The organism is Streptomyces sp. PA03-3a (assembly GCF_033792735.1).
In the GTDB taxonomy this organism is placed as follows: domain Bacteria; phylum Actinomycetota; class Actinomycetes; order Streptomycetales; family Streptomycetaceae; genus Actinacidiphila.
In genome coordinates this window covers 143,104-169,035 of record NZ_JARAVM010000001.1, presented here as the reverse complement: position 1 = coordinate 169,035, position 25,932 = coordinate 143,104, and the positions used below count along the sequence as shown (strand labels likewise).

26 protein-coding genes are annotated in these 25,932 nt (G+C 72.9%); 14 read left to right on the top strand and 12 right to left on the bottom strand.

Going from position 1 to position 25,932, the window contains the following annotated elements; translation table 11 throughout:
* The first annotated feature begins 46 nt into the window (after window positions 1-46).
* Window positions 47-874: an aldo/keto reductase gene (locus tag PV342_RS00720; RefSeq protein WP_500315555.1), complete on the top strand. Its 828-nt coding sequence runs from the start codon at window positions 47-49 to the stop codon at window positions 872-874.
* 84 nt (window positions 875-958) lie between these two features.
* Here the strand turns inward: PV342_RS00720 and PV342_RS00715 are convergent, their stop codons facing one another.
* Together PV342_RS00715 and PV342_RS00710 are read right to left on the bottom strand one after the other, a co-directional pair.
* Window positions 959-1,822 (bottom strand): alpha/beta fold hydrolase, encoded by an 864-nt coding sequence (locus PV342_RS00715; protein WP_500315554.1) that lies wholly within the window; start codon window positions 1,820-1,822, stop codon window positions 959-961.
* Between the two features lie 38 nt (window positions 1,823-1,860).
* Entirely contained in the window at window positions 1,861-2,253 is a 393-nt protein-coding gene (locus tag PV342_RS00710; RefSeq protein ID WP_026251861.1) for a hypothetical protein, read from the bottom strand.
* 192 nt (window positions 2,254-2,445) lie between these two features.
* Here PV342_RS00710 and PV342_RS00705 point away from each other — a divergent pair, with 192 nt between their 5' ends.
* On the top strand, window positions 2,446-3,240 hold the full coding sequence (locus PV342_RS00705; protein ID WP_400797164.1) for an SDR family NAD(P)-dependent oxidoreductase: 795 nt from the start codon (window positions 2,446-2,448) through the stop codon (window positions 3,238-3,240).
* Between the two features lie 13 nt (window positions 3,241-3,253).
* Here PV342_RS00705 and PV342_RS00700 read toward each other — a convergent pair whose 3' ends face one another.
* Entirely contained in the window at window positions 3,254-3,592 is a 339-nt protein-coding gene (locus PV342_RS00700; protein ID WP_400797169.1) for a putative quinol monooxygenase, read from the bottom strand.
* Window positions 3,593-3,738: 146 nt separating this feature from the next.
* On the opposite strand from PV342_RS00700, the gene PV342_RS00695 reads away from it, so the two are divergent.
* Window positions 3,739-6,081, top strand: coding sequence for an FdhF/YdeP family oxidoreductase (locus PV342_RS00695; RefSeq protein ID WP_500315553.1), 2,343 nt, complete (start codon window positions 3,739-3,741; stop codon window positions 6,079-6,081).
* A 77-nt stretch (window positions 6,082-6,158) separates the two neighbouring features.
* Here the strand turns inward: PV342_RS00695 and PV342_RS00690 are convergent, their stop codons facing one another.
* Window positions 6,159-6,578: an SRPBCC family protein gene (locus tag PV342_RS00690; RefSeq protein ID WP_360999481.1), complete on the bottom strand. Its 420-nt coding sequence runs from the start codon at window positions 6,576-6,578 to the stop codon at window positions 6,159-6,161.
* Window positions 6,579-6,638: 60 nt separating this feature from the next.
* Window positions 6,639-7,649 (bottom strand): aldo/keto reductase, encoded by a 1,011-nt coding sequence (locus PV342_RS00685; RefSeq protein WP_360999484.1) that lies wholly within the window; start codon window positions 7,647-7,649, stop codon window positions 6,639-6,641.
* A gap of 359 nt (window positions 7,650-8,008) precedes the next feature.
* On the opposite strand from PV342_RS00685, the gene PV342_RS00680 reads away from it, so the two are divergent.
* The 4 genes from PV342_RS00680 (at window position 8,009) to PV342_RS00665 (ending at window position 11,181) form a co-directional block, all read left to right on the top strand.
* Complete coding sequence (locus tag PV342_RS00680; protein WP_500315552.1) at window positions 8,009-9,112, top strand: NADH:flavin oxidoreductase/NADH oxidase; 1,104 nt, start codon at window positions 8,009-8,011, stop codon at window positions 9,110-9,112.
* 160 nt (window positions 9,113-9,272) lie between these two features.
* Window positions 9,273-9,851 carry a GNAT family N-acetyltransferase gene (locus PV342_RS00675; RefSeq protein ID WP_400797184.1) on the top strand — a complete coding sequence of 193 codons (579 nt, stop codon included), beginning with the start codon at window positions 9,273-9,275 and terminating at the stop codon, window positions 9,849-9,851.
* A 315-nt stretch (window positions 9,852-10,166) separates the two neighbouring features.
* Entirely contained in the window at window positions 10,167-10,538 is a 372-nt protein-coding gene (locus PV342_RS00670; RefSeq protein ID WP_500315551.1) for a hypothetical protein, read from the top strand.
* An 85-nt stretch (window positions 10,539-10,623) separates the two neighbouring features.
* A complete protein-coding gene (locus tag PV342_RS00665; protein ID WP_500315550.1) occupies window positions 10,624-11,181 on the top strand; it encodes an AAA family ATPase in 558 nt (185 codons plus the stop codon).
* On the opposite strand, the gene tpg is transcribed toward PV342_RS00665, so the two are convergent.
* Genes tpg through PV342_RS00650 form a run of 3 tightly spaced genes read right to left on the bottom strand, consistent with a single transcriptional unit; the run spans window position 11,160 to window position 14,171 of the window.
* On the bottom strand, window positions 11,160-11,708 hold the full coding sequence (tpg, locus tag PV342_RS00660) for a telomere-protecting terminal protein Tpg (protein WP_500315677.1): 549 nt from the start codon (window positions 11,706-11,708) through the stop codon (window positions 11,160-11,162). The genes PV342_RS00665 and tpg overlap by 22 nt on opposite strands.
* A gap of 15 nt (window positions 11,709-11,723) precedes the next feature.
* The gene (gene tap, locus PV342_RS00655) at window positions 11,724-13,790 is read right to left on the bottom strand and encodes a telomere-associated protein Tap (RefSeq protein ID WP_500315549.1); all 2,067 of its coding nucleotides are present in this window, start codon (window positions 13,788-13,790) and stop codon (window positions 11,724-11,726) included.
* 24 nt (window positions 13,791-13,814) lie between these two features.
* The gene (locus tag PV342_RS00650) at window positions 13,815-14,171 is read right to left on the bottom strand and encodes a hypothetical protein (protein ID WP_500315548.1); all 357 of its coding nucleotides are present in this window, start codon (window positions 14,169-14,171) and stop codon (window positions 13,815-13,817) included.
* 132 nt (window positions 14,172-14,303) lie between these two features.
* Here PV342_RS00650 and PV342_RS00645 point away from each other — a divergent pair, with 132 nt between their 5' ends.
* The gene (locus PV342_RS00645) at window positions 14,304-14,627 is read left to right on the top strand and encodes a hypothetical protein (protein ID WP_500315547.1); all 324 of its coding nucleotides are present in this window, start codon (window positions 14,304-14,306) and stop codon (window positions 14,625-14,627) included.
* Between the two features lie 4 nt (window positions 14,628-14,631).
* Here PV342_RS00645 and PV342_RS00640 read toward each other — a convergent pair whose 3' ends face one another.
* On the bottom strand, window positions 14,632-15,609 hold the full coding sequence (locus tag PV342_RS00640; RefSeq protein WP_500315546.1) for an AraC family transcriptional regulator: 978 nt from the start codon (window positions 15,607-15,609) through the stop codon (window positions 14,632-14,634).
* Between the two features lie 71 nt (window positions 15,610-15,680).
* Between PV342_RS00640 and PV342_RS00635 the strand changes: the two genes are divergently transcribed.
* Together PV342_RS00635 and PV342_RS00630 are read left to right on the top strand one after the other, a co-directional pair.
* On the top strand, window positions 15,681-17,054 hold the full coding sequence (locus PV342_RS00635) for an FAD-dependent oxidoreductase (protein ID WP_400797202.1): 1,374 nt from the start codon (window positions 15,681-15,683) through the stop codon (window positions 17,052-17,054).
* A 306-nt stretch (window positions 17,055-17,360) separates the two neighbouring features.
* Window positions 17,361-17,498, top strand: a complete 138-nt coding sequence (locus PV342_RS00630) for an alpha/beta fold hydrolase (protein WP_400797205.1) — start codon at window positions 17,361-17,363, stop codon at window positions 17,496-17,498.
* Window positions 17,499-17,523: 25 nt separating this feature from the next.
* Here PV342_RS00630 and PV342_RS00625 read toward each other — a convergent pair whose 3' ends face one another.
* A complete protein-coding gene (locus tag PV342_RS00625; protein WP_500315545.1) occupies window positions 17,524-18,597 on the bottom strand; it encodes a TDT family transporter in 1,074 nt (357 codons plus the stop codon).
* 201 nt (window positions 18,598-18,798) lie between these two features.
* On the opposite strand from PV342_RS00625, the gene PV342_RS00620 reads away from it, so the two are divergent.
* Window positions 18,799-20,937, top strand: coding sequence for a SpoIIE family protein phosphatase (locus PV342_RS00620; RefSeq protein ID WP_400797211.1), 2,139 nt, complete (start codon window positions 18,799-18,801; stop codon window positions 20,935-20,937).
* Window positions 20,938-20,952: 15 nt separating this feature from the next.
* Here the strand turns inward: PV342_RS00620 and PV342_RS00615 are convergent, their stop codons facing one another.
* Both PV342_RS00615 and PV342_RS00610 read right to left on the bottom strand, forming a co-directional pair.
* Window positions 20,953-21,303 (bottom strand): hypothetical protein, encoded by a 351-nt coding sequence (locus tag PV342_RS00615; protein ID WP_386993888.1) that lies wholly within the window; start codon window positions 21,301-21,303, stop codon window positions 20,953-20,955.
* Between the two features lie 99 nt (window positions 21,304-21,402).
* Complete coding sequence (locus PV342_RS00610) at window positions 21,403-22,239, bottom strand: polysaccharide deacetylase family protein (RefSeq protein ID WP_386993890.1); 837 nt, start codon at window positions 22,237-22,239, stop codon at window positions 21,403-21,405.
* Between the two features lie 115 nt (window positions 22,240-22,354).
* Here PV342_RS00610 and PV342_RS00605 point away from each other — a divergent pair, with 115 nt between their 5' ends.
* From PV342_RS00605 to PV342_RS00595, 3 genes are read left to right on the top strand one after another with little or no spacing between them, the layout of a single operon-like run.
* On the top strand, window positions 22,355-22,879 hold the full coding sequence (locus PV342_RS00605) for a PadR family transcriptional regulator (protein WP_360999523.1): 525 nt from the start codon (window positions 22,355-22,357) through the stop codon (window positions 22,877-22,879).
* Window positions 22,876-23,562: an ABC transporter ATP-binding protein gene (locus PV342_RS00600; protein WP_360999526.1), complete on the top strand. Its 687-nt coding sequence runs from the start codon at window positions 22,876-22,878 to the stop codon at window positions 23,560-23,562. The genes PV342_RS00605 and PV342_RS00600 overlap by 4 nt, the downstream gene beginning before the upstream one ends.
* Window positions 23,559-25,919: an ABC transporter permease gene (locus PV342_RS00595; protein ID WP_500315544.1), complete on the top strand. Its 2,361-nt coding sequence runs from the start codon at window positions 23,559-23,561 to the stop codon at window positions 25,917-25,919. The genes PV342_RS00600 and PV342_RS00595 overlap by 4 nt, the downstream gene beginning before the upstream one ends.
* Window positions 25,920-25,932 lie beyond the last annotated feature (13 nt).

The following is a 25,932-nucleotide window of genomic DNA, read 5'->3' as shown; positions in this document are numbered from 1 at the left end:
TCGCACCGGCGCACACCGCCGGCCGCGACGCGAAAGGATCAGCACCATGACCACCCCCACCCCGGACATCACCCTGAACAACGGCGTCACCATGCCGCAGCTCGGCTTCGGCGTCTTCCAGGTGCCCGACGCCGACACCGCCGCCGCCGTCACCTCAGCACTCGAGAACGGTTACCGCAGCATCGACACCGCGGCGATCTACGGCAACGAGGCAGGCGTCGGCCAGGCCCTCGCCGCCTCCGGCATCGCCCGCGACGAACTGTTCGTCACCACCAAGCTGTGGAACGGCGACCAGGGCTACGACAGCACCCTCGCCGCCTTCGACGCCTCCCTCGCCAAGCTCGGTCTCGACCACGTGGACCTCTACCTGATCCACTGGCCGACTCCGGCCCGCGACACGTATCTGGACACCTGGCGGGCCTTCGAGAAGATCCACGCCGAGGGCCGGGCCCGCGCCATCGGCGTCTCCAACTTCCAGCCCGCGCACCTGCAGCGCATCATCGACAACAGCGACGTCGTCCCCGCCGTCAACCAGGTGGAGCTGCACCCCCAGCTCCAGCAGGCCGAGCTGCGCGCCTTCCACGCCCGGCACGGCATCGCCACGGAGGCGTGGAGCCCGCTCGCCCAGGGCGCCGTCCTGAGTGACCCGGTCGTCACCGGTATCGCCGACCGCCTGGGCAGGACCCCGGCCCAGGTGATCCTGCGCTGGCACCTGCAGCTCGGCAACGTGGCCATCCCCAAGTCGGTGACGCCCGAACGGATCCGCCAGAACATCGACGTCTTCGACTTCGCGCTCTCCGACGCGGACATCGCGGCGATCACCGCCCTCGACAGCGGCACCCGCATCGGCCCGGACCCCGACACCTTCAACTGACCGCCGGGGCCGGGGCCGTCCTGTCCGCCGGTCCGCACCCCGCGAACCGGCGGGCGGCCCTCGAGCACACATGGCGCACGCGGCTCAGGAAGCGGTGCGCTCCTCGATGCGCCGCAGCGCCTGCTTGAGGTACCCGGCGAAGCGCGGGTAGTTCTCGCTCATCGGGAAGTGCCCGATCTCCTTCATCTCGATGAACTCGGCCCCACGGATCTGCTCCGCGGTCCTGGCCCCGTCCGCGGGGGTGGTCAGGTAGTCGTACTCGCCGGTGAGCATGACGACCGGGCAGCGTTCCCCGTCGATCTCCCCCAGCCTGCCGCGCAGGTCGTGGTCGACGGAGTAGAAGTACAGGTCGCCCTTGAACGCCTCCGAGCCCTGGCTGTAGTAGAACCAGGTCGCCCAGCGGTCCGCGTCGGGCGACTGCGGGGCCATCAGGTCCCACACCCCGCTGGCGCAGACCTGCGCCGCGTTGGCGTGCGGATGCTGCCACCAGTCGAGGTAGAAGCCCGGGGAGTAGTCCGCCCCCTCCACGGGGATCACCGCCTTGAAGCGGTCCGGGTGCCGCAGCGCCAGCTGCAGGGCCACGTTCCCGCCGAAGGAGGAGCCCATGAAGATCGGGTCCTCCAGGCCGAGCGCGTCGCAGAACGCGGTGATGAAGGCGACGTAGTGGTCGGCGGTGAGCTTGTACTCCTCCTTCCACCAGTCCTTGTTCAGCGGCGGGTCCGACTTCCCGTGGCGCGCGAGGTCGTAGGCGATGACGCGGTGGTTCGCGGTGATGTCCTCGTCCTCCAGGAGGCCGCGCCACTGGTGGTTGTGGCAGCCCGCCGTGTGCTGGCACACCAGCGGCTGCCCCTGGCCGTTCTCCAGGTAGAAGACCTTGTACTGGACGTCCTCCACGTCGATCGTGACGTAGTGGCCGGTCACCGGGGAGATACGGGAGGCGGTGCTCATCAAGGGGTCCTTTCGGCGGTGCGGGGCGGAACGGCCGTTCAGCCCAGCGGGCCGGTGAGGCGGAGCAGTTCGAGCTGACGTGTGAGGCAGCGCAGGTTCTGCATGAGGACCAGCAGGTCGCCCTCCAGCCGCATGTCCCGCTGGAAGCTCGCCGCCCAGATGCCGTGGTACATCGGCTTCGGCACCGGCGAGCAGAACTCCCGCCAGGTCGCGGCACCGGCCCTGATGGCGAAGTCGTAGGCCGTGAGCGGTTCGGGATCGACGACGAGGTCCTCCACCCTGCCGCGGTGCATGCGCACCAGGAAGGCGTGCCGTTCCATGTCCAGAAGGTAGGTGCAGCTGAAGTACGCCCCGTGCGCCCTCAGCTCCGCGTCGCCGTCACTGAGCCTGCGGAACTCCTCCACGGGCCCCTGCGTCGTTGCCGTCGTCATGTCCACTCCTCGCTGACGCCGATCTTCGCTCACAGCTAATACACCGTCAGGTGCTCGCCGTGCGCGGGCACGCCGGTACGTCCCCCGCACGGCGCGTCCGGCGAGCACCGCAGCCCCGCCCGGGAAGGCTGGGAGGTGGACGGCCGCGCCGCGACCGTCCACCGGAGACCGGGACAGCCGAAGGAGCGGTACATGCGCATCGATCTCACCGGACGGACCGCCTTGGTGACGGGTTCGACGCAGGGCATCGGGTCGGCGATCGCCGCGGGCCTAGCAGGGGCCGGCGCCCGGGTCGTGGTCAACGGCCGCGATCCGGGGAGGGCGGACGAGGCCGTCGCACGACTGCGCGGCCAGGTCCCGGAGGGCGACTTCCTCGCCGTCGGCGCCGACGTCGCCTCCCCGGAGGGCGCCGCACGCGTGTACGAGCAGGCGCCGGACGTGGACGTCCTCGTCAACAACCTCGGCGTCTACGGCGCCAGGGACGCCCTCGACATCGACGACGACGAATGGCGCCGCTACTTCGAGGTCAACGTGCTCGCCGCCGCCCGCCTCACGCGCCTCTACCTGCCCCGAATGCTCGAACGGGACTGGGGCCGCGTCCTGTACATCGCCAGCGACTCGGCGGTCGCGACGCCGCCCGAGATGATCCATTACGGCATGTCCAAGACCGCGCTGCTCGCCCTCGGCCGCGGTTTCGCCAAGAGGGCCGCGGGCAGCGGCGTCACCGTCAACTCGGTGATCGCCGGCCCCACCCACACCGCGGGCGTCGAGGACTTCGTCCACCAGCTCGTGGAACCCGGCCTCCCCTGGGACCAGGCGCAGCGGGTCTTCATGCGCGAGCACCGCCCGCAGTCCCTGCTGCAGCGCCTGATCGAGCCCGCGGAGATCGCCAACATGGTGGTCTACCTGAGCTCCGACCTGGCCTCGGCCACCACCGGCGGCGCCCTGCGGGTCGACGGCGGTTACGTCGACGCCATCCTCCCCTGAGACTCTCCGGCGTTCAGGAGACCGTCGTCACGACCGCCTGGCGGTCCAGCAGCAGCGGGACGATCCGCTCCAGCGCCAGGCTCCGGAAGTGGGCGCTGCCGCGGTGCGCGTCCAGGGCCTCCCGATCGGTGTAGCGCTCGACCAGCACGATGTCGCCACGGCCGGGACCGTCGGGATGGAAGGCCCGGTAGCCCAGGCATCCCGGCTCCGCCCGGGAGGCTTCCACGAGATCGGCGAGCGTGGCGCGGATCTCCTCGTGGCTGCCGGGCGCGGGCGTCCAGCGCGCGATCACCACGATCTGGCCGGGTCGCGCCCCGGTCAGCGGCCAGCCGGTCGCGGGGGTGTCGTCCATGGCTTCCCTCACCTCACCGTCCGGGGCGCCGCCGGGCCGGCGGCCTGTCCGCCGTCCCGGTGCCCGCCCGGGGAGGACAGTGCCCCTCCACCCCCATAGGATAATGATCATCCTCAAATGCCACATTTGCTCCAAAGGTGGTCGGAATGAGCGTCCAGGGCGTGAACGAGCCGACGGCACCCGGCGGCGGCCGGCCCGAGGTACCGCCGACCGGCGGTGAGGGCCACACCGACGACAAGCAGCCGTCCCAGCACGGCTACCACCACCCGGCCGCCGGCTGGGGCGCCGCCAAGAGCGTGACCCGGGTGCTGCTGAAGGAGCGTGCGCTGGTCGACGGACCCCGGGCGATCTTCAAGATGAACCACGAGAACGGCGGCTTCGACTGTCCCGGATGCGCATGGCCCGACGACACCAAGGGCCTCAAGCTCGACATCTGCGAGAACGGCATCAAGCACGTGACCTGGGAGATGACGCCCAAGCGGGTGACGCGGGAGTTCTTCGCCGCCCACACCGTCACCGAGCTGTCGACCTGGACCGACTTCGCGCTGGAGGACCAGGGCCGGCTCACCGAGCCCATGGTGTACGACCCCGGCACGGACCACTACGTGCCCATCTCCTGGCAGGCCGCCTTCGATCTCGTCGGCCGTGAACTGCGCGCCCTGGACAGCCCGCACGAGGCCTCCTTCTACACCTCCGGCAGGCTCGGCAACGAGGCGACCTTCCTCTACCAGCTGATGGCCCGGGAGTTCGGCACGAACAACCTGCCGGACTGCTCCAACATGTGCCACGAGGCATCGGGACGGGCGCTGCAGGCGGCCCTCGGCACCGGCAAGGGCACCGCCGACCTCAAGGACTGGGAGTCCGCCGAGGCCCTGTTCATCATGGGCGTCAACGCGGCCTCGAACGCGCCGCGGATGCTGACCGCCCTCGCCGACGCCTACCGTCGCGGCGCCCAGATCGTGCACGTCAACCCGTTGATCGAGGCCGCGGCCACCCGGACGATCGTGCCGCACGAGGTCACGGACATGGCCCTGTTCAAGTCGACCCGGACCGGCACGCTCGATCTGCAGGTGCGCTCCGGCGGCGACATGGCGCTGATGCGGGGCATCGCCAAGGCCGTGCTGGAGCAGTCGGCCCGCGAACCCAAGGCGCTGGACCGGGAGTTCATCGAGCGGTACACCCACGGGTTCGAGGAGTACCGTGCCCTGTGCGAGGCCACGCCCTGGGAGGAACTGGAGCGCCAGTCCGGGCTGACCCGCGCCGACATCCTCAAGGCCGCGGCCGTCTACTCGCGCTCGGACCGCACCCTGATCAGCTGGTGCCTGGGTGTGAGCCAGCACGAGCACGGAGTCGACACCGTCCGCGAGATCGTCAACGTCCTGCTGCTCCGCGGCAACCTGGGACGCGAGGGCGCCGGCCCCTCCCCCGTACGCGGCCACAGCAACGTCCAGGGCAACCGTACGTGCGGCATCGACCACCGGCCGACCGAGGCCTTCCTGGACCGCCTCGGCGCGGTCTGCGGCATCGACCCGCCGCGGGAGCACGGGATGGACACGGTGGGCACCATCGCCGCCATGCACGAGGGCAGGGTCAAGGTGTTCGTCGGTATGGGCGGCAACTTCGCTCTCGCGGCGCCCGACACCCCGTACACCGCCCGGGGACTCGCCAAGTGCGCGCTGACCGTGCAGGTGAGCACCAAACTCAACCGCAGCCACCTCGTCCACGGCGAACAGGCCCTGATCCTGCCGTGCCTGGGCCGTACCGAGAAGGACGAGCAGCGGCGCGGTCTGCAGGCCACGTCCGTCGAGGACTCCATGAGCATGGTCCACCTGTCCGTGGGGATGAAGCGGCCCGCGTCGTCGCACCTGCTCTCCGAGCCCGCCATCATCGCGGGCATGGCCCGCGCCGCCCTCCCCGGCAGTTCCACGCCGTGGGAGCACTACGTCGAGGACTACGACCGGATCCGCGACACCATGGCCCGGGTCCTCGACGGGTTCGAGGACTTCAACCGCCGCGTCCGGCTCCCGCTGGGCTTCCGGATCCGTCAGCCCGCGCGGGAACTGGTCTTCTTCACCCCTTCCGGGCGGGCCGAGTTCTCCAGCGCGCCGCTGCCGGACGTGGTGCCACCCGACGGGATGCTCGTACTGCAGACCATGCGCTCCCACGACCAGTGGAACACCACGATCTACTCGGACGACGACCGCTACCGCGGCGTGCGGAACCTGCGCACCCTCGTCCTGATGAACCCGGCCGACATGCGCGCCCGGGACATCGGGCCGGGCACGCTCGTCGACATCACGGCGACGGCGAAGGACGGCAGCAGGCGGGCCCTCACCGGCTACCGCGCGCTGCCCTACGACATGCCCCGCGGCTGCGCGGCCGGCTACATGCCCGAGATGAACGTGCTCATCGCCGCCAACGACTACAGCAGCCAGAGCGACCAGCCGCTGATGAAGAACGTGAAGGTCACCATCGGCCCCACCCCCTGAGGCGGCTCACGGCGGCACGACGAGGCGGCGCTCCCCCCCCCACCACGGGACGTGGCAAGGGGAGCGCCGCCGCGGGTTCAGCCGGTGAGCGTGCCGTGGAGCGCTTCGAGGCCGTCGCGGTAGATGCCGGTGAACAGCTCGACCACCTCCGCCTCGCCGGCCCCGTCAGGGACGAACCGGCCGCTCCACACGACCTCGGCGACCTCCGGCCTACCGGGCACGGCATGGACACGCAGGTCGGAGACGTACCCGCTCACCGGGAAGGGCGCTTCCAGGATCGCGTACGCGTAGTGGCGCTCGGCTTCGCTGAAGGCCACCATGCGCTCGACGATCACGTCACCCTCGGGTGTGCGGAGCCTGCGCGCCCGCCCGCCCTCCAGGGGGCTGCTCTCCGGGATGAACGGGAGCCAGTCGGGCAGCGCGTGGAAGCCGCCGATCAGGCTCCAGACGCGTTCGGGCGATGCGGGTACGACACGGCTGACCGAGGTGGACGCCATGGTCTTCCTCCTTGGCTGGGGGCGGGGTGACGGGGGCGGGGTGACGGGACCGGGGGCGGTTCAGGCGCCGTTCGGGAGCGGCGCGGCGGGGCTGACGAGGCCGGAGGCGCGCAGATCGGTCCAGAAGGCGGCCGGGACGTCCTCGTGGAGCGCTGCGATGTCCTCGGCGATCCGGCCCGGCTTGGTGGCGCCGGGGACGGCCGCGACGGCCACCGGGTGCGCGAGGGAGAACTGCAGGGCAGCGGCCTTGACGCTCACCCCGTGGCGTGCCGTGATCTCCTTGATGCGCCGTACGCGCTCGACGACCTCCGGGGGCGCGTCCTGGTACTCGAAGTGGGTGCCGCCGGCGAGGACCCCGGAGCTGTAGGGACCGCCGACGACCATGCCGACGCCCTGCTCCTGCGCCTTGGGCAGCAACCGCTCCAGCGGGCGCGCGTGGTCCAGCAGGGTGTAGCGGCCCGCGAGCAGGAACCCGTCGGGCTGCGGCTCGTCCAGGTCCAGCGTCAGCTCGATGGGCTCGACCCGGTTCACACCGAGGCCCCAGGCCTTGATGACGCCCTCGTCGCGGAGCCGGGACAGCACGCGGAAGGCGCCGGTGCGGGCCTCCTCGAACTTGTTCAGCCACAGGTCGCCGTGGAAGTCCTGGGCGATGTCGTGCACCCAGACGATGTCCAGGCGGTCGACGCCTAGGCGCTTCAGGCTGCCCTCGATCGACCGCTCCGTGGCGTCGGCGGTCCACTCGTGGAGCATCGCGTTCGGACGCCCGTGCTCGAACAGGCCGCCCTTCTCGCCGAGGTCGCGGGCGCCCGGCTCGGGCTCGTCCAGGATGACGCGGCCCACCTTGCTGGCCAGTACGAACGAGTCGCGGGGTTTCTGCGAGAGCAGCTCGCCGAGCCGAAGCTCCGCGAGGCCCGCGCCGTAGAAGGGGGCCGTGTCGTAGAAGCGGACGCCCTGGTCCCAGGCGGCCTCCAGGGTGGCGCTCACCTCCTCCTCGGGGATGGCGCGGAACATGTTGCCGAGGGGGGCGGTACCGAAGCCGAGGCGGCCGGGGATGAGTTCCTTGAGCGACATGATGGTGCCTTTCGACGACGGTGTGCGGGGCGGTGTGCGGGGTGCGGCTTTCTCCGCGGGGCCGGTTCGCGAGGGGGATCGCCTCCGGCCCGCCGGGATCCGGCGTCGGCCGGAGGTGCGTCGGACGGGGTCTGCACTGCACCCCGCCCGGCGCCTTACGGAACCGAGATTACTTGCAGGCGCGGACTAATGCAAACGCTTGATACCTGCGTCATGCGAATGTCGGTGGCCGACCCCGTAACGGGAATTAATCCGCGTGTGCAATTATTGATTGAGCCTGTAGGGCGCAGGCACATGAATGAGGCACCGACTCGTCGCCGCGCGGCCCGGCCCCGTCCGCCCCCAGAGGAGACAGCTTCGTGACCACCACCCTGTTCGATCCCCTCACCCTCCGGTCCCTGACCGTTCCGAACCGGATCTGGATGGCCGCCATGTGCCAGTACAGCGCGGCGCCGGACGGCGAGCAGGCGGGCGTGCCGAACGACTGGCACTTCACGCACCTCGCGGCGCGGGCGGCAGGCGGCACCGGCCTCATCATCACCGAGGCCACCGCGGTCAGCCCCGACGGCCGGATCAGCCCGTACGACCTCGGCATCTGGAACGACACCCAGGTCGACGCCTTCCGGCGGATCACCGCGTTCCTGAAGTCCCAGGGGACCGTGCCCGGCATCCAGCTCGCCCACGCCGGGCGCAAGGCCTCCACCGAGCGGACCTGGGTCGACCGCGGCGCCCCCATCGCCCCCGGCGAGCCGCACGGCTGGACGCCGGCCGGCCCCAGCGCCGTCCCGTTCGACACCGGCTCCACCACGCCGGAGGAACTCGGCACCGAGCAGATCGCCCGGATCGTGGCGGACTTCGCCGACGCCGCCCGGCGCGCCCTGGACGCCGGGTTCCAGGTCGCCGAGATCCACGGGGCCCACGGATACCTCATCAACCAGTTCCTTTCCCCGCACAGCAACCGCCGCACCGACGGCTACGGCGGGGACTTCGAGGGCCGCACCCGTTTCGCGCTGGAGATCGTCGACGCCGTCCGCGCGGTGTGGCCGCAGGACCTGCCGGTCTTCTTCCGCATCTCCGCGACCGACTGGCTGAGCGAGAACGCCGACGACGACCGGGAGGGCTGGACCGCCGACGACACCGTCCGCCTCGCCAAGGAACTGCAGGCCCGGGGCGTGGACCTGATGGACGTCTCCACGGGCGGCAACGCCCCGAACGCCAAGATCGCCGTCGCTCCCGACTACCAGGTCCCGTTCGCCGAGCGCGTCCGCAACGAGACCGGTATGCCCGTCGCGGCCGTCGGTCTCATCACCGAGCCGGACCAGGCGCAGGCCATCGTCGGCTCCGGCAGGGCCGACGCGGTCCTTCTCGGCCGCGAGCTGCTGCGCGACCCGTACTGGGCGCGCCACGCGGCATCCGCGCTGGGCGGGAAGGTCAGCACCCCGGTTCAGTACCACCGCGCCTGACGGAAGTAACACGCTCCTTTCTCGTTCCCGTCCCCGTCGCACCGCCGTGCGGCGGGGACGGCGCATCGAGCGGCGAAACCGCCTTGCGCGGCGACGTCCGGCACCGGGAGCATCACATCCGTCATCCGTCATCCGCCGACGGCACGCGAGGTCCTGCGACGTGAGCTACACGCTGCGTGAGTACACCCCGGCCGACGAGGTCTCCTGGCTACGCTGCAGGGTGCTCTCGTTCCTGGGCACCGCCTACTACGACGACGTCGACCGCGCCAAGCCGCCGATCCCGGCCCCGGGTCTGGAACTCGTCGCAGTCGACGGGTCGGGGGCGGTCGTCGCCATCATGGACACCGCCGTCGACGCCGGCGGCACCGCCCTGGCGACCATGGACACCGTCGCCGTCCACCCCGACCATCAGCACCGCGGCCTCGGCCGCGCCCTCCTGCGGCGCACCCGCGCCGAGGTCCGCGAACGGGGCGCGAGGACTCTCGACGCCTGGACCCGCGACGACCCCGGCACCCTGGCCTGGTACCGCGCCATGGGCTTCACGGAGAGCGACCACTACCTGCACGTGTACGCCCACCGCTACACCGCCCCCGGCGAACCGGACCGCGCGATCCTCACCCCCCGCCCCGGTCTGCGGCTCATGGGCGCCTTCCTGCACGCCGAGCTGGCGGACGAGGCCCGCCTGCGTGCGGAGTTCAGCCGGGTGCACGTGTGCCGGCGCTTCTCGATGACGGTGTGACGCCGAGTGCTCCGGTTCCGGGAGGAGCCGGTCCGGCGATGCCGGACACCCCACGAACGAGAGCACGAAGGCAGAGAACGAGCCGTCGGCAGCCATCACGGTCTCCGGGCCGACCGGGCCCCCGCACCGACGGCGCACCCGTGGGAAATCGCCGCGCCGACCGGCGGGGATTCCGGCACGATCGTGGCCCGTGAGTGACGTCCTGCTCGGCCTGGCCGGCAATCCCTCGCTGCCCCGCGCGTCGGTCGACCGGCTGATAGCGACGGCGAACTCGCCGAAGCGCTCGCCGAACGGCCCGACCTCACCCGTGCCCAGGTGGTCGCCCTGGCCGCCCGCGATGAGGGTGCCGCGCTGCAGCCGGCCTACGGGGGGCGTCTCACCGCTGCCGACGTCGATCCCGTCGCCCGGCCGCTCGTAGCGCTCGCCCTGCTCGACGAGCGCGCGGGACCGCCGGAGTGGGCGCGTACGCTGGCCTGTTCGGAGATCGCCCGGCACCCGCGCGCGACGGCCGTGGCGCTGGTCGCCCGCCTGGACGACGGACGGGCACGGCCCGTGGCCGCGGGGCATCCCGCGCTGGCGCCCGCCGTGATCGTGGAACTGCTCGCGGACGACGACCGGCAGGTGGCGTGTGCGGCGACCGCCAATCCCGCCCTGCCACCCGCGGAGATGACGCGGCTGGTGCACTGATCGTCCTGTGCCCGGGCGCTCCGGTCGCGGAGGCGCCTCGCCCGTGCTTGTTCCCACGGGCTGAACGGCGCTAGCGTCGAGGCCCATGATCGTATGGCTCAACGGCACCCACGGCGCGGGCAAGACGACGACCAGTGCGTTCGTGCAGCAGCTGATCCCGGATTCACGGGTGCTCGACGCCGAGAAGGTCGGCGAGACGCTCATGGACATCACACCCGGACTGCCCGAGACGGGCAACTTCCAGCACTGGCCGCCATGGCGGCCGCTCGTCGTCGAGACCGCCCGCCGGGTGCTCGACTACACCGGCGGCACCCTCGTGATGCCCATGACGGTCCTGGTCGAGCGGTACTGGCGCGAGATCAGCACGGGGCTCGCCGAACACGCCATCCCGGTGCGGCACTTCGTCCTCCACGCCGACCAGGAGACCCTCCGGGGGCGCATCGAGGGGGACACCGTCCTCGGGCCCTCCACGTTCCGCCTCGAGCACCTCGGGCCCTACGCCGAGGCGGCCCGTACCTGGCTGCACGACGAGGCCGAGGTCGTCGACACCACGCACCTGACGCCCGCCGAGGCGGCCCTGCGGATCGCCGAGGCCGTCGAGGGCCGACACGACGGCCGGGCTCAGAACTCGAACTCGACGTAGTCGATGTCGGTGAAGTCGACCTGCAGTCCCTGGGCGCGGCGGCCGCGGTCCTGGAAGTAGATCTCCTGGAGGCCCTCCGCCGCGATGGCGCGCAGCCGGTCCTCGCCGGCGCCCGCGGACTGGGCGGCGAAGAGGCGGGCCGCGTAGTCGGGGGGCAGCGCCTGGGTGACCAGGCGGAGGCGGGCGTCGTCCGTGGAGCCTGGGGCGGCCGTGAAGCCGAAGCGGGCGCGGGTCTCGATGACGATGCCGCCGGTGGTGGCCGCGCGCCGCCTGGCGCGCTCGCGGACACGGGGCTGCCACCGCCTGCGGACCTCGTTCTCGAGGCGGGCGGCGAGGTCCTTGCGGGGGCGTTTGAGCCGTCCGGCCAGGTAGCGCTCGACGGTGCGCTGCGAGACGCCGAGCAGAGCGGCGACGGCCCTGGTGCCCTTCTCCTGCTTGACCAGGAACCGCATCTGGGCCTGCGCCGACTTCGGCACGGGCCGCGTGAAGGTCTTCTCCGTGGCCTTGTCGAGGCCGTCGCCGAGCATGCCCACCGAGGTCTCCTACTCTCCGTCGAGTGCGGCGTCGCCGCCCTTGATGTGGCGGGCGGGGTTGTGTCCGTCCTCGAGCAGCTCCACGGCCCACATCAGGGACTGGGTGCCCTCGTGCTTGACCATCCCCGGCGAGACGCCGAGCCGGAAACCGCCCGGCAGCGGTTGGCCCTCCGGTGTGCGCGGCAGGAAGTCCAGCGGGCCCGGGCCGTCGGACAGGTAGACGGCGCAGTCGGACAGCACGGCCACCGGGAAGAGTCCCGCGGCGGCGAACCTGACCATCTTGCGGTGCATGTTGACCCGCGCGGTGGCGATGACCGCGGCACGGATGTCGGGGCGCCATGTGGGGCGGTCGAGGGCGGGCCAGCGCTCCCCCGGACGGTACCCGGCACCCTGGGGTCGCTCGCGGAGCTTGCCGATGCCGCCCTTGACGGTGGCCTTGACGGCCGAGAGCAGTGCCGCGCGGGACGGGTCGGCCTCCTTGTGGTGCTCCATCGCGGCGAGGAAGTCGGCCTCCGGCATGCCGGGGACGACGCCGAGTTCGGCCATGGTGGCCATGTACGCGTCGCGCAGCCTGCCGTACCAGGCGTCGAGGTACGCGCCGTGCTCGGGGCGGACGTACGCCTCGACCGGGTGCACCACGTGGCCGAGTTCGGCGGCGTAGGCCACGGTGGGCGTCGCGTACCAGGCGGGGCCCTCGGGCCGGGAGCCGTCCGGGGTGAACGGGTTCGGCAGGCGCGGGTCGAGGTCGATGTGCGAGAGGTCGACGAGCCAGGAGCCGGGCAGCGCCTTGTCGAACTCCGGGGCGCGGACGTGGACGGCGGCGCCCAGGCCGACGTTCAGCCGGTTCGCGGCGGCGGCGAACGCCATGTTGACGTCGATCCCGACCGCGTACTTCCTGGCGCACTCGTCGTCGGTGAGCAGTTGCGGGTCCCGGATCCATTCGAAGGCCTCCTCGTCGAGGACCTCCTCCGGGGTGCGGCGGTGCCCGCGCGCGAACCGTGAGGCCACGACGGGGTGTTCGTCGGGCGCCTCGGGGGGTGCCGGGTCCACGGGCCGCGTGAGGGCGCCGGGGTTCGGCCCGGAGACCCACGCACCGGTCGCGTGGTCCTTGACCGCGCGGGTCGGTGGGCGCAGGGCGGTCATGAGTTCGAGGCCGCTCACCGCGGTCGAGCCGCGCGGGGTGAGGACGCGGTGCGCGTAGTCCGCGAGCAGTCGGGCCAGTTCGGGGGGCGGCAGGTGTTCCGCACCTCCCCAGGAACGGGTGTCGAGCGCGCCCCAGGGCAGGACGGCGAGCTGTACGCACTGGCGCCTGCCGTCCTGCGCGGGGCGGTAGACGCGGGCCCACGGGCCGAAGCCGCGGCGGGTGAGCTGCCACTTGGCGCGGGCGATCTGCCGGACGGCCTTGTGGTCCGCGGGCAGGCGCAGGGCCCGGCGGTCCTCCAGGACGGCGGGCAGGCCCAGGCGTTCGGCGGCCGGAGCGGTCAGGACGATCAGCGGATCGGAGTCCTTGCCGTTGCGGTGCAGCCGCGGCGCACCGAGCTTCGCCTCGGCGAGCGTCCAGGCGACGAGCGACGGTACGTCGGTCGCCGGGCACGAGAGCACCAGGCCGCCGGCGCAGTAGGCGGTGCCGTCGCCGTCCAGCACGGCGAGCGGGCCGTTGGCGAAACGCGGATCCGCCGTGGCGGGCGTGGGCGCCGTCTCCTTCCGAACGGGCGCCGTCTCCTTCCGCGCGCGGGCGGGCGCCGGTCGCGCGGGGGCGGCAATCTCGGTGACGGGCTCGGTGACGGGCTCGGGCGCGACGGCCGCGACGGGGGCGGGCTCGGACTGGGCATCGAGTTGAGCGGCGATGCCGTCCAGCAGCTTGGCGTACGCGGCGCGGGTGGCACCCTGCGGCTCGCTGCGCCCGGCCTCCCAGCCGGCCACGGTCGTCCGGGTCACGTCGAGCGCCTCGGCGACCTCGACCTGGGTCAGGCCGTACTCGGTACGCAGCCGGGCGCGTTCGGCGGGCTCGGGCAGACGGGTCCGCCGCGGCCCCGACTTCAGGAGGGCGTCGACGGGATCGGACGTGCTGGCCATGCGGCGGTGGGCTCCTTCGCTGCTTCAGTCCTGGCCTGTTCCAAAGGCGCGGCGGGGTTCCGCGTCGAGGAACTCGCGCAGGTGCTGCCCCGTGAGGATACGGGCCGGATTGCGCCCCGGGGGCAGCGGAAGCCTGCGGCCCAGTGCCCAGCGGAAGCGCCGTGCGGGTGCCAGGTCGAACAGGTACTTCCCGCCGCTGCCGTCGTCGGCGCGGCTGCCGCGGATCTCGAACACGCCGACGCAGACCCCTCCGTCGACGAACGCCAGCAGGAAGTCCCCGTGCTGGTCGACCGTCCGGGCCGAGAAGCGCCAGGCCCGGGCCGCGCTCTCCTCGACGGTGCGCCCGTCGCGCAGCGCCTGCCGTACGTCCACCGCCAGCATCTTTGGCCTCCCTCCACGGCTCTGCCCTGCCCCGGGCCCGTTCGAAGCCCGCTTCAACGGACTTTATCGGCCGATAAAGCGAGCCGTTGGCACCGACGCGCCCGCGAGGAGGGCCGACGTAGGGTGTGGTGCGTGGATGACCTGCTGGGCTGTCTGGTCCTGGCGGCCGTACTGGCCGTGATCATGGGTGTGTTCGCCTGGCTGGCGCGGGTGATCCGGCGCCGCGGCGTCGCCGGGCACGCGGTCGCCGCCGCGCTGGCCTCCTACGAGGAGGCGTTCCGCGTCACGTCCTACGAGGCGCACCAGGAGATCCGGACCCAGGCCGGGCGCAAGCTGCCCCTGGAGTCGCCGGACGATCCGTGGCGCCCGGCCCGGCCGGCCCGGCCGGCCCGTGCCGCCGCTCGCTCCGCGCGGCGGCCGAGCGGGTGGGTACGCCGTCTGCGGCGGCGCCGCTGAGCGGTCACGGCCCGGATGTGTCCGCGCCGTTCGCGGCGCGCAGGCGCAGGACGGAGGCCTCCTCGCCGGGCACGCCCTGACGCGCCGATCGGCGCAGCCGGGCGGGGGTGTCGCCCGCCGCGATGCGGAAGGCACGGCCGAAGGCGGATTCCGAGGCGTATCCGACGGCGGCGGCCACGGAGGCGACCGGCTGCTCGGTCTGTGTGAGGAGTTCCGCGGCGAGGAGCATGCGCAGCCGCATCAGGAACTCCCCGGCGTTCAGCCCGGTCTCGCGGCCGAAGTGCCGGATGAAGGTGGCCCTCGACATGGAGTTGAGCGCGGCGAACTTCTCGATGCCCCAGTCGTGGGCGGGGTCGCGCAGGACGGCGTCGGTGACGGTCCGCACGACGCCGCGGGTGGAGGCGAGCCACGCCACCCGGTTCACGCCGGACACCCCGCGCAGGGCCAGTGTCAGCAGCACGTCGCAGAGGGAGTCGAGGACGGCCTGCGTGCCCGGGCCCGCGGTGCGGGCCTCGTCGCGCATGAAGGCGCTGAGCAGCGCGAGGGGGCTGCCCGCACCGGCGCCGAGCGGGACGTGCAGCACTTCGGGCAGCATGCCCATCAGCACTTGGCCCGCGCCCGGCTCCCATGTGTAGTGACCGCAGAACAGGTCGACGGGCGCCGCATCGTCGCCCGGCGCGGTCCCGCTCACCAGGGCGTACGGGCCGACGTCACGGTGATCGACGGACACGGCCGGGCCGGTCCCGTGCGTGTGGACGCGGTGCTCGGTGCCGCGTGGCAGGAGCACCATGTCGCCTGCCCGCAGGTCGATGCTCCGGCCGGGCAGTTCGAGGGTGCACTCTCCTTCCAGCAGCAGATGGAAGGGCGAGCTGCCGGTCCCGCCCGCGGGGTTGTCCAGGGTGTGGCTCCCGGCGATCAGGCAGCGGATGTCGACGCTGCCCCGCAACCGGGCGAGGTGGACCACACGACTCAGGGTGTCCATGAGACTTTCTCGATAGAAATCGGCACTGACTGATCTTGGCATCTCGCCTCAGGGGCAGCAAGGTGAGAGGCATGGAAACCATGCATGTCGATCTCCTCGTGATCGGATTCGGCAAGGGCGGCAAGACCCTGGCGGGGCGGATGGGCCGCCTCGGCCGGCGCGTCGCCATCGTCGAGCAGTCGGACTCGATGTACGGCGGCACCTGCGTCAACGTGGGGTGCGTACCGACCAAGGCGCTGATCCACCACGCCGGCGCCCGCCGCCCGGACGATCCGCCGGAGGCGGGGTTCCGTGACGCCGTGCACAGCACGACCCGGCTGACGGACGCGCTCCGCGCGAAGAACCTCGAGATGCTCGACACCGTCGACTCGGTCACGGTCATCACGGGCCGTGCCCGGTTCGCCGACCCGAAGACCGTGGAGGTGAGCGCGGGCACCGACCGGCTGCTCGTCACCGCGGACACCGTCGTCGTCAACACCGGCGCGGAACCGGTCGTGCCCGACGTACCGGGGCTGCGCACCAGCGCGTACACGCGCACCAGCACCGACCTGGTGCGCGACCCGAGGCGTCCGGCCCGCATGGTGATCCTCGGCGCGGGCTACCTGGGTCTGGAGTTCGCCGGGATGTACCGCGCGTTCGGCACCGAGGTGACCGTCCTGGAGGCGGGGGCACGGGTGCTGCCGCGGGAGGACGAGGACGTCGCGGGCGCCGTGGCCGCCGTCCTGGCCGACGAGGGGGTCACCCTGGTGACGGGGGCGGCGGTCACCGGTGTCACGGACGCGGCGGACCACGCCACCGTGCACTACCGCGTCGACGGCCGGGACCTGACGGCCGACGCCGACGCCGTCCTGGTCGCGACCGGACGCAGGCCCGCCACGGCGGGGCTCGGCCTCGAGGCAGCGGAGATCCGTACCACGGAGTCGGGCGCGATCGCCGTGGACGAGTACCTGCGCACCAGCCAGCCGCACGTCTTCGCCGTCGGGGACGTCAACGGCGGGCCGCAGTACACCTACATCTCGCTCGACGACAGCCGGATCGTGGGCGACCAGCTGACCGGCTCCGGCACGCGCACGACCCGGGACCGCGAGGCCGTGCCGTACACGGTCTTCACGACGCCCCCGCTCTCCCGCGTCGGCCTCACCGAGCAGCAGGCGCGCGAGCAGGGGTACGCCGTCGGGGTCGCGGAGAAGGCGGTCGCCGAGATCGCCGCGATGCCCCGGGCGAAGATCGTCGGGGAGACGCGGGGGCTGATGAAGTTCGTCCTCGACACGGCGACGGACCGGGTGCTCGGTGCGGCCCTGTTCGGCGTGGACTCGCAGGAGCTGGTCAACACCGTCGCGTTGGCGATGCGCCACGGGGTCACGGCGAGCGAGCTGCGCGACGCCATCTACACGCACCCGAGCTCGACCGAGGCCTTCAACGAGGTGCTGGCCACCGTCCGGTGAGCGTGGGCCCCTCCGCCGCCGGTGCCTTTTGAGGCGAACCGCGCATTGCCGGACAACGTCCACAGGACGCGGTACGCACAACTCCCCCGGCTGCCGACGGGCCGGACGCGAGTTCTGGGAGCGTCGCCACGAGCGGACCGCGGACGCCGACGCCGAGTCGGGGCCGGAGAGCGTCCGGGCACAGCAGGCGCTGCGGGCCGACTGGAACACCGCGCGGGGCGAACGGTTCACCGAGTTGCGGCAGATCACCCGGCCCACGCTCGTCGTGAACGGCCGGAACGACATCATGGTCCCGACGGTCAACTCGTGGATCTGGCGCAGCACGTCCCGCACGCACAGCTCGTCGTCTCCCCGGGCGCGGGCCACGGGGCGCTCTTCCGGTACCCGCGGCTCTTCTGCGCCCACGTCGCCCGCTTCCTCGACAGCCAGGTGCCCTTCACCTGACCCTGCCGCGGGCCGGCCGCCGTTGCTACCCCTCCGCCGCGACGGCCCGGTGCCGGCCGGCGGCGCGGACGGCGTACCGCACGGTCGCCGCGTACAGGACGAGGAACGCGCCGCTGACCAGGGCGACCACCAGCCAGGTCAGGCCCTGCCGGCCCGGGACGCCGGCGCCGTGCAGCCAGCGGACGAGGAAGTTGCCCGTGGCGGCCGCGGGGAAGGAGAAGACCCAGTAGCCGACGTGGAACCCGTCCTGGCGCACGTGCGGCACGAGGAACAGCACGATCAGGACGGTGAAGAGCACCAGCCCGGCGAAACCCTGGCCGACGGGGTCGACCCGGCCGCCGTGGGCGGCGGTCCAGGCGAGGCCGCCCACGGCGGGCGGGATCGTCAGGACGGTCAGCGTGGGGCGGGCGGGTCCGGGCAGGCCGCCGGCGACGAGGCGGCCCAGGACGACGGTGCCGAAGGCGAGCCAGTACAGGACGCCGACCGCGAAGGCGGCGGCCGCCGCGTCGGGGAGCCGGACCGCGGTGGCGGTGGTGCTGGCGATGAAGGGTCCGGAGACCACCGGCAGCAGGTAGCCGGGGTGGAGCGGGGCGGCGCCCAGGCCGCCGCTCACCCAGTGGGCGAGCAGCCGGGCCGCGATGACGGCCGAGGCGAGCGCGAACAGCGCGTAGGACCAGCGGGCGCCGTCGACACCGAAGCGGGCGAAGTGACCGGTGGCCAGCATGCCGACGATAGGGACGTAGGCGAGCGCGAAGCCCTGACCGGGGTGGTGGAGGTCGTCGACCACATTGCGCCAACGCGTCCCGCCGTGCCGCAGGTACTGCGCCAGCAGCACCACCCACACCAGGGCGCTGACCACGAACAGGACGTCGCTGACGCCGAGGGGCGCGTCCACCGTCGCCGCTGCGGACTGCCAGAGTCCGCCCAGGCCGGCCGTGCCGAGGGAGACCGACATCAGCCCGATGCGCGTCGCACGCCGGGGGCCCCCGCCGTTCCCGGCCGCGGCGTGCGCGGGCCGCGACGACGCGTCGGTGGGGGTGTCCGGGGGTGCGTCCGCGGGCGTGACGATCACGGGTACGTCCAGTGCGGCCGACTGCATACGGGGGTCTCCTCGGATTCGGGTGGTTTCAAGTTTAAACCAGTGTCTCTCCACCGGCTCCGGCCCGGATCCGGCCCCGGCCGAGATGCCCGCACCTGTCGGCGGGGTCTATCGTCCACATATGGGAGCGCCCCGGCCGCGCCGAAACGGCGTTCCCCGGCGGCGAACGGCCCGTTGGGCACCGCGCGGGGCCGGTGGGTGATGGGCGCAAGCGCGGCGCCGGGCGCCGCGCCGCAAGAGGAGGCCGCACTCGACCGCGTTCTGGCGGAAGTGGCGGGAATCACCGGGTCCCACGCCGCCGGGGTGTTCCTGCTCGTGCCGGACGCCCAGGCGCTGCGACTGGCGGTGGTGACGGGGCTGTCGGCGGGCGCGGTGCGGCCGTGGTCCCGGCTGGCGCTCGCGACCCCGGCCCCCGTCTCCGTCGTGGCGCGCGAAGGGCATCCGGTCTGGGTGCACGGCCACGACGAACTCGCCCGCCGGTTCCCGCGCACGGCCTTCGCCCTGCCGTACCGGTTGGCAATGTACGTCGTCCCGCTCCACACCGGCACCACGGTGTCGGGCGTGCTGCAACTGCTGTGGCCCGACACCCGTCCCGACCGGCTCTCCCCGGACGAACGGGCCGCGGTCACCCGCGCCGCGGACCGGATGGGCGGGCTGCTGACCCAGGCCGCGGCCCGGGGGCGGCCGTTGCGGCCGGGCGCCGTGCCCCGGGTGCTCGCGCCGGACCCCCCGCCTCCCGTGCCGTCCGCCGAGGCCCAGGCGGCGGCGGACCTGGCGGAGCGCTTGAACGAGGGCGTGCTCGCGCTGGATCTGGAGGGGCGGGTGACCTTCCTCAACAGCAGGGCCGCCGAGCTGCTCGGCCGCGACAAGCGGCAGCTGATGCACACCCGCCTCTGGGAGTCCCTGCCCTGGCTGATCGACCCCGCCTACGAAGACCCCTACCTGGCCGCCCTGTTCAGCCGGCTCCCCACGGACTTCACCGCGCTGCGCCCCCCGGACGACTGGCTGTCCTTCCGGCTCTACCCCGACACCACCGGGATCAGCATCCGCCTGCGGACCGCCCCCGCCCCGGCGGGCAACCGGCTTCCGCCCACCACTCCCTCCGGGACCGCGCCGACCCGCGCGGGCGCGCTGTACCACCTGCTGTACATCGCCTCGTCGCTCACCGAGGCGGTCGGCGTCCGGGACGTGGCGGCGTCCGTCACCGAGCAGATCATGCCCGTCCTCGGGGCGGACGGCCTGTCACTGCTGACCACGGACGAGGGACGGTTCCAGGACGTCGCCTCCCGCGGCTTCCCGCGGACCCACAAGGACTTCTTCCGGGGTCTGTCGCTGACGGTCGACACGGCGGGCTCGCGCACCGTCGCCACGGGTGTGCCGATGTTCTTCAGCGACGCCGACGCGATACGGCTGGCCTTCCCCCTCGTCACCCCCTACACGCGGATGGGCGCCTGGGCGTTTCTCCCGCTGAACGCCTCGGGCCGCACGATCGGCTGCCTCGTCCTGGCCTTCGCGCTCCCCCGCGCCTTCCCGCCCGACGAACGCGCCGCCCTGACCTCGCTGGCCGGCATGATCGCCCAGGCACTGGAACGCGCCCGGCTCTTCGACACCAAGAGCCAGGTCGCGCGCACCCTCCAGACCGCGCTGCTGCCGCACTCCCTGCCGCACGTACCCGGACTGCGCGTCGCCGCGCGCTACCTCCCGGCCGCCAGCGGCATGGACATCGGCGGCGACTTCTACGACCTGATACGTCTGGACGGCTCCGGGGCCGCCGCCGCGGTCATCGGCGACGTCCAGGGGCACAGCGTCAACGCGGCGGCACTGATGGGCCAGATCCGCACGGCGGTGCACACCCACGCCAGCACCGGCGCGGCCCCGGCCGACGTGCTCACCCGGATCAACCGCCTGTTCAGCGATCTCGACACGGACCTGTTCACCAGCTGCCTGTACGCCCAGCTCGACGTGCCCGGGCACCGCGCGCTGCTGGCGAGCGCCGGCCACCTGCCCGCGCTGCTGCGCCACCGCTCGGGCCGTACCGAGGTCCTCGACGTCCCGCCGGGCCTCCTGCTCGGGGTGGACGTCGCCGCGGAGTACCGGGCGGCGGAGGTGCCGATGCCGCCGGGAAGCGTGCTCACCCTGTTCACCGACGGTCTGATCGAACGCCCGGGCACCGATCTGGAGACGGCGCTGCGGGAACTCGCCGGACGGCTCTCCGCCGCAACCGCCGGGTCACTGGACGATCTGGCCGACGAACTCCTGCGGGAGGCACAGCGGACCTCGGGCGGCCGGGACGACATCGCCCTGCTGCTGGTGGGCCCGGGGCCGGGGACCGGCGGGTGAGGGGCGGCACCGCGGTCAGCCCGCCCGTGCGGCGAGGCGGAACCGGCCGAGGGCGTCCCCTATCAGCCGGCGCACCTCCGCCCAGGTCCCGTCGACCGCCGCGTCGCCGCGCAGCCGGCGCTCCGCGGGTTGCGCCGCCCACCAGCGGGCGCGGCGCAGCGCGTCGACGCCGCCGACCGTCCCGGCCACCACGTAGTAGTGGTGGACGAGCACCCCCGAACCGGCGCGATGGCGCAGCCCGACCAGCCAGACGTCTGCGGCGTCGTGACGCCCGGACGGGATCCCGTCGGGGCGCGCACCCCGTCCGCCGGCCCGCGCCGGGCCGGCCGGAAGGTCGGCGGCCCCGGAAGGGTGGGTGTCGCTCATCTCTCACTCCCGCCACGCGGTCCGGCTCCCGTCACCCACGGTGGCCCAGGCGGCGGCGTCGCGGCCACGTCCTTCCGGCCGCATGCCCCTCGGATCCGGTCAGGGGCGGTAGACGGTCCCGGGCTGCGGGGTGCCCGGCGCGAGCAGCTGCGGAACGGTGACGAAGGTGAAGCCCCGCTGCTTGAGCGCGTCGATGATCCCGGGCACGGCCCGCAGGGTGCCCCGGTAGCCCTTGGCGTCAGGGCCGGGGACGACGTCGTGGAGCAGGATGATGCCGTCGCGGTCGGCCTGATCCAGGACACGCTTGGTGATCACGTCGGGGTCGTTGGTCTCGTAGTCCTTGGCGGTGACGCTCCACAGCACCTCGGAGAGGCCCATCTCGCGTGCGATCCCCTGGACGGTGTCGTTGGTGCGTCCCTGCGGCGGGCGCATGAGGGTGGGACGGCGGCCCGTTATCCGCTCTATCGCGTCGTCGGGGCGGCTCAGCTCCTCACGTATCTCCTTGGGGTCGATCTCCGTGAGGATCTTGTGCGACCAGGTGTGGCTGGCCACCTCGTGCCCCTCGGCCACCATGCGCTTGACCATGTCCGGGTAGCGCTCGACGTGGTTCTTGCCGAGCAGGAAGAAGGTCGCGGGCACCTGCTTGTCCTTGAGGACGTCGAGCAGCCGCGCGGTGTTCTTGCTCGGTCCCGCGTCGAAGGTGAGCGCGATGCACTTGGCCTCCCGGCAGTCGACGCTGCCGAAGTCGCCCTTGCCGGTCTTGCCGGCCTCCTGCCGCACGGTGTCGGGGGAGGTGGTCTCGACGCGGGTGCACCCGGTGAGGGCGAGCGCGATCGCCAGCCCGGCCACCGGGAGCGCCGCCCATCTGCGGACGGTCCGGGCGGGGGAGGCGTCATGTCGGGCGGGCAGGGGGCGTCGAGGCCGGATGAATCGCATGACCGCGACTATACACATGGGGTATACATGTTATTCATATCGGGGGTGCTCCCCCGCCGGCACCCCGTGAACCGCGTCAACATGAGGTGTATACGTCATGTGTATATTGACGCGCATGTCCATCGGTCACACCCTCCTCGGCCTCCTCGAATCCGGACCGCGTCACGGCTACGACCTCAAGCGGGCCTTCGACGAGCGATTCGGCCACGACCGCCCTCTGCACTACGGGCAGGTCTACTCCACGATGTCGCGGCTGCTGAAGCACGGACTGGTCGAGGTGGAGGCGATAGAGCCCGGCGAGGGGCCCGAGCGCAAGCGGTACGCGATCACCGAGGCGGGCGTCACCGATGTCGCGCGGTGGCTCGCGACCCCGGAGAAGCCCGAGCCGTACCTGCAGTCCACGCTCTACACCAAGGTCGTCCTCGCGCTGCTCACCCGACGCGACGCAGCCGACATCCTCGACGTGCAGCGCGCCGAGCACCTGCGGCTGATGCGCGACCTGACGGAACGCAAGCGCACCGGGGACCTGGCCGACCAGTTGATCTGCGACCACGCCCTGTTCCACCTGGAAGCAGACCTGCGGTGGCTGGAGTTGACCGCGGCGCGCCTGGACAGGCTCGCCCGGGAGCTGAGCGCATGACGGCCGCCGAGCCCCTGCTCGTCGCCGACGGCCTGTGCAAGAGCTACGGCTCGACACCCGCGCTGGACGGGGCCGGCTTCTCCATACGCGCCGGTGAGGTCGTCGCCGTGATGGGCCCCTCCGGCTCCGGCAAGTCCACCCTGCTGCACTGCCTCGCCGGAATCGTCGTCCCCGACTCCGGCACCATCACCTACCGCGGGGACGAGCTGTCCGCGATGAACGACGCCCGGCGCAGCGCGCTGCGCCGGAGCGATTTCGGCTTCGTCTTCCAGTTCGGGCAGCTCGTCCCCGAGCTCACCTGCGCGGAGAACGTGGCGCTCCCGCTGCGGCTGAACGGCACCTCCCGCAAGGAGGCCGCGCGCACCGCCCTGGAATGGCTGCGCCGGCTGGAGGTCGACGACGTCGCGGCGCAACGCCCCGGGGCGATCTCCGGAGGACAGGGGCAGCGGGTCGCCGTCGCACGCGCTCTGGTCACCGCCCCCCGTGTGCTGTTCGCCGACGAACCCACCGGCGCGCTGGACTCCCTCAACGGCGAACGCGTGATGCGGTTGCTCACCGACGCCGCCCGCGACACCGACGCCGCGGTCGTCCTGGTCACCCACGAAGCCAGGGTGGCCGCGTACTCCGACCGCGAGGTGGTCGTACGCGACGGGAAGGCCCGCGACACGGCACGCGCGGCATGAGGCCCGGCGACTCCCCCGGCGGCATCCGCCGGAGCGGGATCCAGGACCTGGCGATGGGCGTCCGGTTCGCTGTCACCGGCGGGCGCGAGGCCTGGGTGCGTAACCTCCTGACCGCCGTCGGCGTCGGCCTGGGGGTGGCCCTGCTGCTGCTCACGGCCGCCCTGCCGAACGCGCTGACGCAGCGTCACGACCGGGAACGCGCCCGCAACGACATGACGTACACCTCGCTCGCCGAGCACCGGGCCGAGGACACCATGCTGATCGCCACGGTCGACACCACCTACCGCGACCAGGAGGTGCGGGGCCGCCTGCTGCAGCCGGAGGGACCGCGGCCGCCGCTGCCGCCGGGCGTCGGCAGGCTGCCCGGGCGCGGGACGATGGTGGCCTCCCCCGCCCTGCGGCGGCTGCTCGCCGCGCCGGAGGGAAGGCTGCTGAGCGAGCGGCTGCCGTACCGCATCACCGGCACCATCGGCCGGGACGGGCTCGTCGGACCGGACGACCTCGCCTACTACGCGGGCACCTCGGGGCTTGCCGTCGGCGCCGCGGCCGAGCGGACCGTCCGCGTCGAACGCATCCACGCCTTCGGCTCCGTCGACCGGGGCGGCACGACCGACCCCGTCCTCGTGCTGCTCGTGCTCATCGTCTTCGTGGCGCTGCTCATGCCGGTCGGCGTGTTCATCGCCGCCGCGGTCCGATTCGGCGGGGACCGCCGCGACCGCAGGCTCGCCGCGCTGCGCCTGCTCGGCGCGGACGCGGCGGCCACGCGACGCGTCGCCGCCGGCGAGGCCCTCGCCGGCGCCCTGTGCGGACTCGCCGTCGGTGCCGTGCTCTTCGCGGCCGGCCGCGTCCTCGCGGGCCGGGTCAGCCTCTATCGCGTCAGCGTCTTCCCGGGCGACCTCACGCCCGCACCCGTGCTCACCGCCCTGGTCGCCGTCGCCGTCCCGGCCGCCTCGGTGGCCGTGACCCTGCTGGCGCTGCGCGGCGTGGTCATCGAGCCGCTCGGTGTCGTGCGCACGACGAGGCCGCCGCGCCGCCGCCTGTGGTGGCGGCTCCTGCTGCCGCTGGGCGGGATCGCCCTCCTGTCCCCGATGGTCGGACAGGGCCTGAACCGCGGGAACTTCAACCAGGGGCTGGTGGTCGGCGGCACCGTCCTGCTGCTGATGGGCGTCACGGCGCTGCTGCCGTGGATCGTCGAGGCGGCCGTCGGCCGTCTCGGCACCGGTGCGCCCTCCTGGCAGCTCGCGGTCCGCAGGCTCCAGCTGAACAGCGGCACCGCGGCCCGCACCGTGAACGGCATCGCCGTCGCCGTCGCCGGGGCGATCGCGCTCCACATGCTCTTCGCGGGCGTCGAAGGCTCGTACACCCGCGATACCGGCAACGACCTCTCCCGGGCCCAGATGGAGGTGCACCTCCCGGCGGGCGACTCCCCCGCCGACGCCGCCCGGCGGCTCACCGCCGGCGACGCCGTCTCCCGGGCGACCCCGCTGTCCGTGGGGGCACTCGGCGAACGCACCCGGGAGCCCGAGCGGTACCTCGAACTGACCGTGGGCACGTGCGACGCGCTGCGCGAGGTCGCCAGGTTCTCCGCCTGCCGCGACGGCGACGTCTTCGTCGTCCAGGACCGGTCGTACGACGAGGACACCGTCCGCGCGGCGAAACCCGGGCGCGTGATGTACGTGGACCCCGGGTACGCCGACTCGGCGGGACTCGCAGTCGCCTGGCGCCTGCCGCCCGGCCTGAAGAAGGCCCGCACCCGCGCCGATCCCAGCGGCTACGAGCGCGGCGGCGTCCTCGTCACCCCCGCGGCCCTCCCCGCGGCCGCCGCCCGGGCGGTCACGGGGCGGGTCTACGTCTCACTGAACCGCTCGGTCCCCGACGCGCCCGAGATCGTTCGCAACACGGCGGCGGCGGTCGACCCGCTGGCCGACGCCCACGAGTACGCCACCCACACCCGGTCCGCGCGCTACTCCTCGATCCGCACCGGCGTGTTCGTCGGCAGCTGCTGCGTCCTGCTGCTGATCGGCGCGAGTCTGCTCGTCTCCCAGCTGGAGCAGTTGCGTGAGCGCCGGAGACTGCTGTCGACCCTGGTGGCCTTCGGCACCCGGCGCAGCACCCTCAGCCTGTCGGTGCTCTGGCAGACCGCCCTCCCCGTCGGGCTCGGCCTCGCCCTCGCGTGCGCGGTGGGGCTGACCCTGGGCGCGGTGCTGCTCCGCATGGTCGGCGCGAGCGTCACCGTCGACTGGGCCGACGTGGCCGCCATGACCGGCGTCAGCGCGGCCGTCGTCCTGCTGGTGACCGCGCTCAGCCTCCCCGCCCTGGTCCGCATGATGCGCCCGGACGGGCTGCGCACCGAGTGACGCCGTGTGGAGC

Coding starts and splice junctions, on each gene's coding strand:
- PV342_RS00720 (WP_500315555.1), top strand. CDS start 47: ATGACCACCCCCACCCCGGACATCACCCTGAACAACGGCGTCACCATG.
- PV342_RS00715 (WP_500315554.1), bottom strand. CDS start 1,822: ATGAGCACCGCCTCCCGTATCTCCCCGGTGACCGGCCACTACGTCACG.
- PV342_RS00710 (WP_026251861.1), bottom strand. CDS start 2,253: ATGACGACGGCAACGACGCAGGGGCCCGTGGAGGAGTTCCGCAGGCTC.
- PV342_RS00705 (WP_400797164.1), top strand. CDS start 2,446: ATGCGCATCGATCTCACCGGACGGACCGCCTTGGTGACGGGTTCGACG.
- PV342_RS00700 (WP_400797169.1), bottom strand. CDS start 3,592: ATGGACGACACCCCCGCGACCGGCTGGCCGCTGACCGGGGCGCGACCC.
- PV342_RS00695 (WP_500315553.1), top strand. CDS start 3,739: ATGAGCGTCCAGGGCGTGAACGAGCCGACGGCACCCGGCGGCGGCCGG.
- PV342_RS00690 (WP_360999481.1), bottom strand. CDS start 6,578: ATGGCGTCCACCTCGGTCAGCCGTGTCGTACCCGCATCGCCCGAACGC.
- PV342_RS00685 (WP_360999484.1), bottom strand. CDS start 7,649: ATGTCGCTCAAGGAACTCATCCCCGGCCGCCTCGGCTTCGGTACCGCC.
- PV342_RS00665 (WP_500315550.1), top strand. CDS start 10,624: ATGATCGTATGGCTCAACGGCACCCACGGCGCGGGCAAGACGACGACC.
- tpg (WP_500315677.1), bottom strand. CDS start 11,708: ATGCTCGGCGACGGCCTCGACAAGGCCACGGAGAAGACCTTCACGCGG.
- tap (WP_500315549.1), bottom strand. CDS start 13,790: ATGGCCAGCACGTCCGATCCCGTCGACGCCCTCCTGAAGTCGGGGCCG.
- PV342_RS00650 (WP_500315548.1), bottom strand. CDS start 14,171: ATGCTGGCGGTGGACGTACGGCAGGCGCTGCGCGACGGGCGCACCGTC.
- PV342_RS00640 (WP_500315546.1), bottom strand. CDS start 15,609: ATGGACACCCTGAGTCGTGTGGTCCACCTCGCCCGGTTGCGGGGCAGC.
- PV342_RS00635 (WP_400797202.1), top strand. CDS start 15,681: ATGGAAACCATGCATGTCGATCTCCTCGTGATCGGATTCGGCAAGGGC.
- PV342_RS00625 (WP_500315545.1), bottom strand. CDS start 18,597: ATGCAGTCGGCCGCACTGGACGTACCCGTGATCGTCACGCCCGCGGAC.
- PV342_RS00620 (WP_400797211.1), top strand. CDS start 18,799: ATGGGCGCAAGCGCGGCGCCGGGCGCCGCGCCGCAAGAGGAGGCCGCA.
- PV342_RS00615 (WP_386993888.1), bottom strand. CDS start 21,303: ATGAGCGACACCCACCCTTCCGGGGCCGCCGACCTTCCGGCCGGCCCG.
- PV342_RS00610 (WP_386993890.1), bottom strand. CDS start 22,239: ATGCGATTCATCCGGCCTCGACGCCCCCTGCCCGCCCGACATGACGCC.
- PV342_RS00605 (WP_360999523.1), top strand. CDS start 22,355: ATGTCCATCGGTCACACCCTCCTCGGCCTCCTCGAATCCGGACCGCGT.
- PV342_RS00600 (WP_360999526.1), top strand. CDS start 22,876: ATGACGGCCGCCGAGCCCCTGCTCGTCGCCGACGGCCTGTGCAAGAGC.
- PV342_RS00595 (WP_500315544.1), top strand. CDS start 23,559: ATGAGGCCCGGCGACTCCCCCGGCGGCATCCGCCGGAGCGGGATCCAG.